We start from the raw sequence: 12,596 nt of genomic DNA, 5'->3' as shown, positions 1-12,596 counted from the left end.
ATATGGTTTTTATTAATTGAAATTCTTGAAGCAATAAATGCATGGCGCGGTTGCGCATTGTTGTTGGCCATTAGTGTGTGGTATGCGCTGTGTGGACATATTTCCCATGGGGTACCGTTGCTAACCGACGAAATAACCGACGTGTGTACCCTGCGATTCTCAGGCAATTATTAATTTCCTCTACCGGCAACGGCCCCGACACCACCACGATATCGTTAGCCGCTGCCTGCGCCCCCTCGGCCCGCAGTCGACGCCGCGCCCCCAGCGCCCACGACTGAATGCGCGCCGGACTGCCATGTTGGTGAACCGTCCCGGTACTCGCATCGAACGCGATCGCCACGTTGTCCGTCTTCAGCCGCCAACGGCGCTCCCCTGTCGCCACGCTGGGCGCGTCGCCCATGTCGTACAGGTAGTAGCTGCCGGATTTCAATTGGTATTGCAGGTCCATCTGGAATCTCCTCGGTTGGATTGTCCAAGCGGGCTCCACCGAGGATGGGCAGAGAAAGGGTCGGAAAGCAAGGCAATTCCGCCACTTGAAAGTGGGCGGCCCCGGCGTTCTTGGGGGCCGCGGACTAAACCGTTGGCGACTGCGATTCTAGGAATGTGGGCAAGGGCGTGGGGAGAAATTTGCAGCGCGTTGCAGGTCGTGCGCCGTTCGCAGGGTTGCCCGGTTCACAGGCGAATGTGTTTCGACCCAGCATGGAGAGGCGAAATTCCGGTGCGATCGCGCATGTCGCAGTCGGGTCGAACTGGAAGAGCGGGCCGATGGATTGTTCGAAGGCATCGCCCGAGGCGGCGCGCTGACACCCGTCGAATGACGAGGGCCAGCGATCAGCCACTCGGGGGTCGCAACAAGGCGTGCATGCTTGGCCGCACGCGATCCGAACACTCGGGCCCGCGCAGCCGGCACGACGAACGCAATCAGGCGTTCGATTTCCTGACAGTCCGATCTGCAACGGTCGGCCGGCAGCCCCGCATCCTCGGCTGCACGCAGCAAAGCCCGGGTTAGAAGTCCACCAGGCTCAACCCCACGCTGAACACCGTCCGCTTGTAGTTGTAGTCGATCAGGCTGTCCCCGTACCCGCTGAACAGCTGCGTGTGCAGCCGCAAGCCGCTGAAGCTGTTCCCGGCGCCGTCGCCCAGCGACCGCAGCCACTCGATCCGGCCCGATCCGCGCTGGGTGCCGCCGAAGGAGCTGCGTGCGGTGGCGACGAAGGTGTTCTTGGTGTCGTAGTTCCAGGTGCCGGTCAGTTCGCCGCGGCCGATGTAGTTGGCGATCTGGGGGTTGTTGTCCTTGTCGGCCGATTCGTGCAGCCGCTTCCAGGCGCGGGCCTGCAGGCTGAAGTCGTTCCCCTTCTCGAACCCGGTCATCAGGTAGAAGCGGTTCCAGCTGCGGGAGAGCGGGTCGCTCTGGCCGTTGGACTGGTGGACCAGGCCGGCGCCGCTGTAGCGCCAGTTCCAGCCGCCGGGAAGGCTGGCGGTGGTGGGGTAGACGTAGATGACTTCGGGCTCGTAGTCGGTGCTGCGGAACGGGCGCGACAGGCCGCTGTTGAAGAACTGCCAGTACGACTGCTGGCTGTAGGCCACCCACAGCGAGTCGCGCAGGGTGGAGCCTGCGGGCGTCAGCAGGCCGCTCGCGACCTTGGTGCGCACCGACAGCTGCAGCCGCAGCTCTTCCTTGCGGTAGTCGAGCGCGGTGGTGGCGTCGTTGTTCGGGTTGCCCGACGTGGGCAGGCGGTTGACCGAGCTGGCACCGACGACCGACAGGCTGTTCGCGCGGAAGCCGCGCAGGCTGAAGGTGGGGCAGTTGCTGCCCGACTCCAGCTCCCAGAAGCGCGACAGGTTGGAGAACTGGCGGTCCTTGCAGCCCTGTTCCAGGCCGACGCCGATGATGCCCGCCGACGCGGTGACGCTGCCGCCCTCGGCCGTGGCCGGCTGGGCGGTGGCCAGGGCGGCGGCCACGTCGGCGCGCAGGGCCGAGGCCGCGGCGCCCGGCGGCGCGTTGCCGGTGCCGGCCGCCTCGGTGGAGCGGGCCTCGACGGCATCGACGATCTTCTGCTGGGACTTGGACCACTGGTCGAAGCAGACCAGGCGCTCGGTGTCGCCGGCCAGGGTGGTGCACTGCTGCCAGGCGGTGGCGGTGGCGACCCGGCCTTCGGTGACCGGCGCCAGCGGTGCGGCCTTGGCGCCGGGCCGGGCGGCCGGCGGCTTGGCGGTGGCGGCACGCGCCTTCGGCGCTGGCGACTGCGTTTGGGCCTGCGCCGCGCCGGCGGAGCCGATCGCCAGCAACGCCAGGGCGAGGGAGGCCTTCTTCATCGTGCGGCGGCCGGGCGCTGCAGCACGAACGGGCGCTTGGTGTTGGTGGCTGAATCGGTCCATATTCCTTCGATCTTCCTGCCGCAACTGCCGGCGGTGACATGCCCTTCCCAGAGGGCGGTGAGGTTCTTTCCGTCCGACGAGGCATCGACGGCGAACACGCCCTCGTCCACGTCGCCGGCGACGGTGCTCGAGGCATCGCCGTAGGCCACGGTGCCGCGCACCGCGCCCTCGAAATCCGGATGCACCACGAAGTCGACCGTGCCGCGGTCCGGCCGGTTGGCGAAGCGCACCTCCCAGCGGCCCAGCAGTTCGGCCTGGCCCACCTTCTCGGCGGCCGGGCATGCGGCGGCGCGGTTGGCGGGCGGTGCCGCAGGCGCGACGACCACGGCGGGGGGCGAAGCAAGCGGCGCGCCAGAGGCCGGCTCGGCCGCACCGGCGGCGGGCGCGAGCACCGCCGCGAGAATCGACAACAGCGCGGCCGAGACGGCGGCGGCGGCGGGGCGGCGGTAGGGCATGGGCATCGCGCGTGGAACGGGTCAGGTGGCCGGCTGGGCCGTCGCCGCCGCAGCGGCGGCCAGCGCCGAGGCGTCGGCCTTCTTGGCGAATTCGGCGCGCAGGGCGCGCAGCTTCTCGCGGGGGTCTTCGCGGGTGGTGGCCTGGTCCAGGCCCATCTCGGCGATGAAGCGGCTGGGGTGGGCGGCGACCATCTCGCGTCCCTTCTTGCGCTTGCGGGTCCAGCTGACGGCCAGGCTGCGCTGGGCGCGGGTGATGCCCACGTACATCAGGCGGCGCTCCTCCTGCAGGCGCTGGGTGGTGTCGTCGCTCACCACCTTCTGGCGGCCTTCGTCGTCGTCGAGCTTGAAAGGCAGCATGCCCTCGGTCACGCCGACCAGGATGACGTGCGGCCACTCCAGGCCCTTCGAGGCGTGCAGGGTCGAGAGGGTGACCACGTCCTGGTCCTGTTCGCGCTCGCTGATGGTCGAGAGCAGCGAGATCGTCTGCGCCACCTCCAGCAGGGTCTTGGCCTCGGTCGCGGCGCCGGCGCCCGAGGCGTCCTCGATCTGGCCGCCGCAGCGCTGGCTCATCCAGTCGCAGAAGTCGAGCACGTTGGTCCAGCGGGCGGCGGCGACCTTCTCGCTGTCCTCGCCGTCGTAGAGGTGCTGCTCGTAGCCGATCTCTTTCAACCACTCGAGCATGAAGGCCTTGGCGTCCTCGGCGCCGACGGTGCGCCGGGCGCGGAACTCCAGGTCGTTCACGTAGCGGCCGAATTCCAGCAGGCTGCCCATCGCGCGCTCGGGCAGCATCGACGGCAGCGACGCGCTGAAGAGCGATGCGAACATGCTCTGCCGGTAGCTCTCGGAGAACTCGCCGAGCTTGCCGAGCGTGGTGTGGCCGATGCCGCGCTTGGGCGTGGTGATCGCCCGCAGGAAGGCCGGATCGTCGTCGTTGTTGACCCACAGCCGGAACCAGGCGCACAGGTCCTTGATCTCGGCCCGGTCGAAGAAGCTCTGACCGCCCGAGACCTTGTACGGGATCTGCACCCGGCGCAGCGCCTTCTCGAACGCCTTGGCCTGGTGGTTGGCGCGGTAGAGGATCGCGAAGTGCCGGAACTCCTGGAACTGCCCGCCGCTGGTGACCACCGAGGTGCCGGCGCGCAGGCTCTGGATGCGGGCCACGGCGCGCTCGGCCTCGTGCTCCTCGGTGTCGGCATCGACCACCCGTACCGGGTCGCCCTCGCCCAGTTCGCTGAAGAGGGTCTTGGGGAACAGCTTCGGGTTGGGGCCGATCACGTTGTTGGCCGCGCGCAGGATCGCGCTGGTGGAGCGGTAGTTCTGCTCCAGCTTGATCACCTTCAGCTGCGGGAAGTCGACCGGCAGCTTCTTCAGGTTGTCGAGCGTGGCGCCGCGCCAGCCGTAGATCGACTGGTCGTCGTCGCCCACCGCGGTGAAGCGGCCGCGCTCGCCCACCAGGTGCTTGAGCACCTCGTACTGGGTGGCGTTGGTGTCCTGGTACTCGTCGACCAGCACATGGCCCATCGCCTGCTGCCAGCGCATCCGCACGTCGGGGTAGTCCTTGAGCAGTTTCAGGGGCATGCCGATCAGGTCGTCGAAATCGACGCTCTGGTAGGCCGAGAGACGCTCCTCGTAGCGGGCCATCACCTGGGCGATGATCCGCTCGTTGTCGTCGGCGGCCTGCGCCAGGGCGTCGGCCGAATTCATGCCGGCGTTCTTCCACTTGCTGATCACCCACTGCCACTGGCGGGCGGTGGCCGCATCGGCGGTGCCGCCGGCGGCGTCCTTCAGGATGCTGGTGACGTCGTCGGCGTCGAGGATGCTGAACTGCGGCTTCAGGCCCAGCACCTTGCCGTCTTCCCGCATCATCCGCACGCCCAGGGCGTGGAAGGTGCAGATCACCACGTCCTTGGCCTGCCGGCCGATCAGGCTCTTGGCCCGCTCCCGCATTTCCGAGGCGGCCTTGTTGGTGAAGGTGATGGCGGCGATGCGCTTGGGCGCCACGCCGTTCTGGATCAGGTTGCCGATCTTGTGGGTGATCACCCGCGTCTTGCCCGATCCGGCGCCCGCCAGCACCAGGCAGGGCCCGTGCATGTAGTTCACCGCTTCTTGCTGGGCGAGGTTCAGGCCGGCGGACATGGAGCAAAAAGGGGCAGGGGCTGCGGCAAAAAAGGGGGGGATGGGTCGGCCAGAGCCGGGCCGCGGCTCTGGCCGATCGGGCGGCAGGCGGGGCGCGCGCAATGATAGCGGCCCGGCCGACAGCCGGCTGTGGCGAATATCCCGATTTCTGGTAACGCCTGCTTGCGCATCCCGCCCCTGCGGGCCCTAGAGTGGCGCCGCCACCCCCTCGCCCGTTCCCCCGGCTCGTCTGCGCCTCCCCACCGATCGCCCCGCATGCATCTTCGCTCCCTGCCGCTGAAGGCGATCCTCATCACCTTCTTCCTGACGCTGGCCTCCACGCTGCTGCTGCTCAACTTCAGCTCGGGCGAGAAGAAGCTCGAGGAGCAGCTGCCGCGCCTCTACGGCCTGCACGATCCGCAGTACCAGCGCAGCATGGGCGTGCTGATGGGCCCGCCGATCCTCGAGGGCAACCGCACACAGGCGCTGGTCAACGGCGACCGCATCTTCCCCTCGATGCTCGAGGCGATCCGCGGCGCGCAGAAGACGATCACCTTCGAGACCTACATCTACTGGTCGGGCGACATCGGCCGTGCCTTCGCCGATGCGCTCACCGAACGCGCCCGCGCCGGGGTCAAGGTGCACGTGCTGCTCGACTGGCTGGGCAGCGCCAAGATCGACGAGGAGTTCCTGGAGCAGATGCGCGGCGCCGGCGTGGAGATCCAGAAGTTCCACGAGCCGCACTGGTACCACTGGGGCCGGATGAACAACCGCACCCACCGCAAGCTGCTGGTGGTGGACGGCCGCACCGGCTTCACCGGCGGCGTGGGCATCGCCCCCGAATGGACCGGCGACGCCCAGAGCCCCGAGCACTGGCGCGACACGCACTTCCGCGTCGAAGGCCCGGTGGTCGCGCAGATGCAGTCCGTCTTCATGGACAACTGGACCAAGGCCTCCGGCGAGGTGCTGCACGGCGAGCCGTACTTTCCCGCGCTGCAGCCGATCGCGGGCATCGCCGCGGGCCAGGGCCGCGCCCAGATGTTCAGCAGCTCGCCTTCGGGCGGCAGCGAGAGCATGCACCTGATGTACCTGATGGCGATCACCGCGGCCGACCGCCGCATCGATCTATCGAGTGCCTACTTCGTGCCCGACAAGCTGACGGTGCGGGCCCTGGTGGCCGCGATGCAGCGCGGGGTGAAGGTGCGCATCGTCACCCCCGGGCCGATCATCGACTCGCAGACGGTGCGCAGCGCGTCCCGCGCGCTCTGGGGCCCGCTGCTGGCCGCCGGCGCCGAGATCCGCGAATACCAGCCGACGATGTACCACTGCAAGGTGCTGATCGTCGACGGCCTGCTGGTCTCGGTCGGCTCCACCAACTTCGACAACCGCTCGTTCCGGCTCAACGACGAGGCCAACCTCAACCTCTACGACGAAGCCTTCGCCGCCGAGCAGACGGCCACCTTCGAGCGCGACCTGGCCGCGGCCAGGCAGTTGACCATGGCGCAGTGGCTCGACCGGCCCTGGCACGAGAAGCTGGTGGAGCGGGCGTCCGCGCTGTTCGCGGCGCAGCTGTGAGCCCGTCCGCGAATACCGCCGCTCTGCTATCGAATCGATAGCTGGTGGTCGGCGTCCTGCGCCGGCCACGGCTACTTTTCTAAAAAAGGGGCTGCGAGCGGCCTCAGAGCAGCACCGTCCCCTGGATGCACGGCGCCACGTCGCCGCCGACCCAGGTGGTGCCGTCGTCGTCCTGCTCCACGAAGATGCGGCCGGCGCGGCCCAGGCATTCGCCCTGGGAGGCGAGGTAGGCGCGCGGCACCGCGCCCTCGGCGATCAGCCACTGCGCCAGCGACGCGTTCAGGCTGCCGGTGACCGGGTCTTCCGGCACGCCGATCGGCGCGGCGAAGGCGCGTACCAGCAGGGCATGCGCGCCGGGCGCCGGCTGCGGGTCGACGTGCACCACGCCCACCTTCACGCCCAGCTGCTTCAGCCGGGCATGGTCCGGCGCCAGGGCCAGCACGGTGTGGGCGCTGTCGAGCTGCAGGCCGAGCCAGACCGGGCCGTTGTCGAGCAGCTGCGCCCCGCGGATCTCCTGCGGCTTCAGGCCCAGCGCCCGGGCCACCTGGGCCAGCACCGACGGGGCCGGATCGCGCCGCCGCAGCGGCGGGGCGGCGAACGCGGGCCGGTCGCCGGTCTGGCGGATGCGGACCAGGCCCGCGCCGCATTCCTGCACCACCAGGCCCGGGCGGCGGGGCGTGCCGCCGGAGGCGCGCCAGGCGTGGCAGCTGCCGAGCGTCGGGTGGCCGGCGAAGGGCAGCTCGCCGCCAGGCGTGAAGATGCGGACCCGGTAGTCGGCCTCGGGCGTGGTCGGCGGCAGCAGGAAGGTGGTTTCCGACAGGTTGGTCCAGCCGGCGAAGCGCTGCATCTGCGCGTTCGACAGGCCGTCGCCGTCGACCACCACCGCCAGCGGATTGCCCAGGCCGGCTTCGGCGGTGAAGACATCGACCTGCTGGAAGGGCCGCGCGCGGGGAGGTGCGGCGGGAGACGAGGACGGCATGGCGGGCTTTCGGGGTCGAAGGAGGGGGATGCGAAAAACTTCGCCGCGGCGGCGGCGGTCAGCTGAGGGACTGGTCCAGCACGCCCACCGCGCCGCTGCGCGCGGCGAGGCCGGCGTACCAGCGCTCGACGTTCGGCAGCACCGGTCGCGCCAGCGGCAGGCCGAACCAGCGGTGCACCTCGCAGGCCAGCGGAATGTCGGCCATGCCGAAGCGCGTGCCGACCATGTGGTCGCGGCCTTCCAGGTGCCGGTCGAGCCGCTCCAGCAGCGGCTGCATCTGCGTGACGGACGCATCGACCAGCGCCTGCTGGCGCTGCCCGGGCGGCGTGCGGATCAGCTGCAGGAAGGCGTGGCGGCCGGCGGGGTTGACGGTGGTCTGCTGCCAGTCCATCCATTTCTCGGCGGTGAAGCGCTCGGCCAGGTCCTGCGGGTACGGCGGGGCGGGCCTGTCGGCGCCGTACCGGGCGCAGAGGTAGCGCACGATCACGTTCGATTCCCACAGCGCCAGATCGCCGTCCTGCAGCAGCGGCACCAGGCCGTTGGGGTTCAGGCGCAGGTAGTCGTCTTCCTGCACCAGGCCGAAGTGGCCGCCCGCGTCGGTGCGCTGCACCGTCAGGCCCAGCTCCTGCGCGCACCAGACCACCTTGCGCACGTTGATCGAGCTGGTGCGGCCCCAGAGCCGCAGCACGGGTGTCGACGGGGCCATCACGGCAGCGCGTCGGCCAGGGCCGCCGCGCGCTGCGGCAGGGACTCGCGCACCGCGGCGGCCAGGGCGGCGATGCCGGTGTCGATCTGCGCCACGCTGGCGGTGACGAAGGACAGGCGCAGCGCGCGGGCATCGCCGGCACCGGCATAGAAGGGCAGGCCGGGGACGAAGGCCACGCCCTTCTCCACCGCGCGGGGCAGCAGGGCGGTGGCGTCCATGCCGGCGGGCAGGCGCAGCCACAGGAACATGCCGCCGACGGGGGTGTTCCACTCCACGCCCAGGCCGCCCATCTCGCGCTGCAGCGCGGCCAGCATCGCATCGCGCTGGCGCTTGTACAGCGCCCGGATGGTCGGCACGTGGCGGTTGAGGAAGCCGTCCTTCATCACCTCGGCCACCACCCGCTGGTTGAAGCTGGGGCTGTGCAGGTCGGCGGCCTGCTTGGCCATCGTCAGGCGGCGGTGCAGCTCGGGCGGCGCCACCACGAAGCCCAGGCGCAGGCCGGGCGCCAGCACCTTGCTGAACGAGCCCATGTAGATGCAGCCCTCGGGATTGCGGGCGGTGAGCGGGGCGGGCGGCGGCGCGTCGAACCACAGTTCGCCGTAGGGGTTGTCCTCGAGGATCGGCACGCCGCATGCGGCGGCGCGGGCCGAGAGCGCGACGCGGCGCGCCTCGTCCATCGTGCGGCCGGTCGGGTTCTGGAAGTTGGGCAGGGCGTACAGGAAGCGGGCGCCGGCGGCCTTGGCGGCCAGGTCGTCCACCTCGATGCCGCCCGCGTCGCTCGCCACCTCGACCACCTCGGGCTCCATCGGCGCGAAGGCCTGCAGCGCGCCCAGGTAGGTGGGCGTCTCCACCAGGATGCGGCTGCCCGGGTCGACCAGCACCTTGGCCGCCAGGTCCAGGCCCTGCTGCGAGCCGGTGGTGATCAGCACGTCGGCCGGGTCGACGTTCCAGGGCAGGCCGGCGGCGACCGCCTCGCGCAGCGCGGGCAGGCCTTCGGTGGTGGCGTACTGCAGCGCGGCGCGGCCGTCGTCCTTCAGTACCTTCTGGCAGGCCTCGGCGAAGGCCTCGACCGGGAAGGCCTCGGGCGAGGGCAGGCCGCCCGCGAAGCTGATGATGCCGGGCCGCTCGGTGAGCTTGAGCAGGTCGCGGATCGCGGAGGAGGTCATCTTGCGGGTGCGGGCGGCCAGGGTCCAGTGCATGTCGAAATCCTTCGGTGGGACGGGGGAAGGGGGAAACGTCGAAACGGGGCAGCGAGAAAAAAATCGGTTCGCAAAGCTGCGCGGCATCCTACGCCGGGCGCGGCGCCGCGGCATCGGCCGGCACGGGCGCCGGCACCGCGGGGCGGGCCAGCCGGCGGCCGAGCAGCACCGTGCCCACCACCGCGGCGGTGAACACCACCGTCATCGGGTCGGGCGATTCGCCCAGCAGCGGCACCGCGAACAGGATCGACAGAAAGGGCTGCAGCAGCTGCGTCTGGCTGACCCGCAGCGCGCCGCCGATGGCCAGCGCCCGGTACCAGGCGAAGAAGCCGATCCACATCGAGAACAGCCCGACGTAGGCGAAGCCGGCCCAGGCCGCCGCGCCCACCGGCTGCGCGGGCCAGGTGAGCCAGGTGCCCGGCAGTGTGACCGGCAGCGCCAGCACCGTCACCCAGCAGATCACCCGCTCGGCGCCGAGCGCGGGCGTGACCTGCGCGCCGTAGACATAGCCGAGCGATGCCGACAGCACCGCGCCCACCAGCAGCAGGTCGGCCCAGGCGAAGACTAGGCTGCCGCCCGCGCCGCCGCTGCGCAGCACCGAGAACGCCACCACCAGCCCGCTGCCCGCCACCGCGCAGAACCAGAACGCGGGCCGCGCCCGCTGGTGCAGCACCCAGGCCGCGACCGCGGCGGTCGCCAGCGGCAGCAGCGCCATCACCACCGCCGCATGGCCGGCCGTTACCGAGCGCAGGCCGTAGGCCAGCAGCAGCGGGAAACCGATCGCGTTGCCGAGCGCGGCGAAGGCCAGCGCCTTCCACTGCCGGGGCCCCGGCCGGGGCGCACGCCAGAGCAGCAGCACCACCACCGACAGCAGCCCCGCCACCGCGGCGCGGCCCAGCGTCACGAACCAGGGCGAGAGCTGGGGCGCGTCGGCGGTGCCGGTGGCCAGGCGGGTCATCGGCAGCGTCATCGCGAAGATGGCGACGCCCAGCACGCCGAGCAGCAGGCCCTTGGTTTCGTCCTTCATCATCGTCATGTCGTCGCCATCCAGCCGGCGGTCAGCAGCAGCAGCGCGGCCATCGCCCGGTTGAAACCCTGCAGCCGACGGCCTTGCGCCAGCCAGACGCGCAGCAGCGCGCCGCCGCTGGCGTAGAGCAGGTTGCTGAGGAAGCCGCAGCACACCATCACCGGCAGCACGATCGCCACCCGCAGCGGCGCGTCTGCATGCCCGGCCACCCAGCCCGCCACGATCGCCAGCACCGCGAACCAGGCCTTGACGTTGACGAACTGCAGCCCCACGCCCTGCCAGAAGCCCACCTGCATCCGGCGGCCGTCGGCCTCGGCCAGGCGTGTGCTGCGCGCCAGCTTCCAGGCCAGCCACACCAGGTAGGCGATGCCGGCGATCTTCAGCGCGATCCGCAGCGTGGGCGCCGCCTGCAGCAGCGCGCCGACGCCGGTGGCGCAGAGCAGCAGCAGGGCGCCCCAGCCCACCGGCACCGCGCAGACGAAGCGCATCGCGCCGCCCAGGCCCCGGTTGGCCGCCAGTGCGGTCGAGAGCATCGTGTTGGGGCCGGGCGTGAAGCTCATCGCCGCGGCCAGCAGCACCAGGGCGGTGAATTCTTGCCAGTTCATGGCCGCTACTTTAAAGTGCGCAGCCATCACAGTACCGGTACAGATGACCGATCAATCATCTCGTCTGTATCGGCTGTTCCACTGGCACACGTATCTCCGCAGCATGCTCACCCGCACTCCCACCCAGACCCTCACCGAACAACTGGCCGGACGCCTGGCCGAGCGGGTGCGCTCCGGCCTGCTGGTGCCCGGCGCCCGCCTGCCCTCGGTGCGCGAATGCGCCCGCCAGCAGGGCGTGAGCCCGCACACGGTGGTCGCCGCCTACGACCTGCTGCTGGCCCAGGGCCTGGTGGAGGCGCAGCGCCAGCGCGGCTTCTTCGTGCGGGATTCGGGGCCCAAACGGCCCGGGGCCGGCGATACGGGCCGGCCTTCAGCTACGAAAAACATAGCAGAGGCCGCGCAGCCGCTGCGCCCGCTCCATGCCTCGCCGATGCAGGCTACCGCCCTGATCCGCGGCATGTTCCACACGCCCTCGGGCCGTGCCCAGCCCGGCTCGGGCGTGATGCCGCCCGACTGGCTGGATCTGCCCGCGCTGCCCGCCGCGGTGCGCAAGGTGGTCGCCAGCGCCGCCTGGGCCCGCAGTGCGCTGCAGTACGGCGAGCCGCTGGGCGACGCGGGCCTGCGCGACGTGCTCTCGCGCCGCCTGGCGCAGATCGGCATCGAGGCGCCGCCCGCGCAGATCATGACCACCGTCGGCGCCACCCATGCGCTCGACATCGTCAGCCGCACCCTGCTGAAGGCGGGCGATCCGGTGATGGTGGAGGAGCCCGGCTGGTCGGTCGAGTTCGCGCGGCTCGCCTCGCTCGGCATGCGGGTGCTGCCGGTGCCCCGCAACGCCGCCGGCCCCGACCTGGAGGTGATGGCCCGTTATTGCGAGGCCCACGCGCCGCGCCTCTTCGTCAGCGTCAGCGTGTTCCACAACCCGACCGGCTACTGCCTCTCGCCCGGCAGCGCCCACCGGCTGCTGGAGCTGAGCGCCAAGCACGACTTCCACATCGTCGAGGACGACACCTACGGCCATATCGCCCCCGAACACGCCACCCGCGTCACCGCGCTCGACGGCCTGCGCCGCACCCTCTACGTGGGCGGCTTCGCCAAGATCCTGGCGCCCAACTGGCGCATCGGCTTCCTGGCCGCGCCGCCGGACTTGCTGGAGCGGATGCTCGACACCAAGCTGCTCGCCACCCTCACCACCCCGTCGCTACTGGAGAAAGCCATGGCCATCTGCATCGAGCAGGGCCAGCTGCGCCGCCACGCCCAGCGCGTCCGCGTCCGGCTGGACACCGCCCGCAGCCGCAGCGTCAAGCTGGCCCAGGCGGCCGGCTGCCGCTTCGTCGCCGAGCCGATGGGCATCTTCGGCTGGGTGGATACGGGGGTGGACACCGACATCCTGGCCCAGCGCATGCTGGACGACGGCTGGCTGCTGGCGCCGGGGGCGCTGTTCCACGCCACCCGCGCGCCGAGCACGCTGATGCGGATCAATTTCGCGAATACGCAGGAGGCGGAGTTCTGGCGGGCGTTCGAGAAGATGCGGGATGCGGTGCGGGGTGGGTGAG

General features: G+C 70.6%; 11 protein-coding genes. 2 read left to right on the top strand and 9 right to left on the bottom strand.

What is annotated here, in order from left to right:
* Positions 1-70: 70 nt before the first annotated feature.
* The 4 genes from ASE76_RS20180 to ASE76_RS16005 form a co-directional block, all read right to left on the bottom strand.
* Complete coding sequence (locus ASE76_RS20180) at positions 71-448, bottom strand: hypothetical protein (protein WP_082448651.1); 378 nt, start codon at positions 446-448, stop codon at positions 71-73.
* Between the two features lie 557 nt (positions 449-1,005).
* Positions 1,006-2,316: a phospholipase A gene (locus tag ASE76_RS16015; protein ID WP_201781876.1), complete on the bottom strand. Its 1,311-nt coding sequence runs from the start codon at positions 2,314-2,316 to the stop codon at positions 1,006-1,008.
* A complete protein-coding gene (locus ASE76_RS16010; RefSeq protein ID WP_055841687.1) occupies positions 2,313-2,834 on the bottom strand; it encodes a hypothetical protein in 522 nt (173 codons plus the stop codon). The genes ASE76_RS16015 and ASE76_RS16010 overlap by 4 nt, the downstream gene beginning before the upstream one ends.
* A gap of 21 nt (positions 2,835-2,855) precedes the next feature.
* Positions 2,856-4,970: an ATP-dependent helicase gene (locus tag ASE76_RS16005; protein WP_055841685.1), complete on the bottom strand. Its 2,115-nt coding sequence runs from the start codon at positions 4,968-4,970 to the stop codon at positions 2,856-2,858.
* A 255-nt stretch (positions 4,971-5,225) separates the two neighbouring features.
* On the opposite strand from ASE76_RS16005, the gene ASE76_RS16000 reads away from it, so the two are divergent.
* Positions 5,226-6,524 (top strand): phosphatidylserine/phosphatidylglycerophosphate/cardiolipin synthase family protein, encoded by a 1,299-nt coding sequence (locus ASE76_RS16000; protein ID WP_055841682.1) that lies wholly within the window; start codon positions 5,226-5,228, stop codon positions 6,522-6,524.
* 103 nt (positions 6,525-6,627) lie between these two features.
* Here the strand turns inward: ASE76_RS16000 and ASE76_RS15995 are convergent, their stop codons facing one another.
* The 5 genes from ASE76_RS15995 to ASE76_RS15975 all read right to left on the bottom strand — a co-directional run bounded on the left by ASE76_RS15995 (position 6,628) and on the right by ASE76_RS15975 (position 11,040).
* Complete coding sequence (locus tag ASE76_RS15995) at positions 6,628-7,503, bottom strand: PhzF family phenazine biosynthesis protein (protein WP_055841679.1); 876 nt, start codon at positions 7,501-7,503, stop codon at positions 6,628-6,630.
* A gap of 58 nt (positions 7,504-7,561) precedes the next feature.
* On the bottom strand, positions 7,562-8,191 hold the full coding sequence (locus ASE76_RS15990; RefSeq protein WP_055841946.1) for a glutathione S-transferase family protein: 630 nt from the start codon (positions 8,189-8,191) through the stop codon (positions 7,562-7,564).
* Positions 8,192-8,208: 17 nt separating this feature from the next.
* Positions 8,209-9,408, bottom strand: coding sequence for a PLP-dependent aminotransferase family protein (locus ASE76_RS15985; RefSeq protein ID WP_055841677.1), 1,200 nt, complete (start codon positions 9,406-9,408; stop codon positions 8,209-8,211).
* 88 nt (positions 9,409-9,496) lie between these two features.
* Positions 9,497-10,444 (bottom strand): DMT family transporter, encoded by a 948-nt coding sequence (locus ASE76_RS15980; RefSeq protein ID WP_055841674.1) that lies wholly within the window; start codon positions 10,442-10,444, stop codon positions 9,497-9,499.
* Positions 10,441-11,040 carry a LysE family translocator gene (locus ASE76_RS15975; RefSeq protein ID WP_055841671.1) on the bottom strand — a complete coding sequence of 200 codons (600 nt, stop codon included), beginning with the start codon at positions 11,038-11,040 and terminating at the stop codon, positions 10,441-10,443. Before ASE76_RS15975 ends, ASE76_RS15980 begins: the two co-directional genes overlap by 4 nt.
* 103 nt (positions 11,041-11,143) lie before the next feature.
* Between ASE76_RS15975 and ASE76_RS15970 the strand changes: the two genes are divergently transcribed.
* The gene (locus ASE76_RS15970; RefSeq protein ID WP_055841669.1) at positions 11,144-12,595 is read left to right on the top strand and encodes a PLP-dependent aminotransferase family protein; all 1,452 of its coding nucleotides are present in this window, start codon (positions 11,144-11,146) and stop codon (positions 12,593-12,595) included.
* The last annotated feature ends 1 nt before the right edge of the window (position 12,596 follow it).

The organism is Xylophilus sp. Leaf220 (assembly GCF_001421705.1).
Taxonomy (GTDB): domain Bacteria; phylum Pseudomonadota; class Gammaproteobacteria; order Burkholderiales; family Burkholderiaceae_C; genus Xylophilus.
This window is presented reverse-complemented; position numbering and strand designations above follow the sequence as displayed.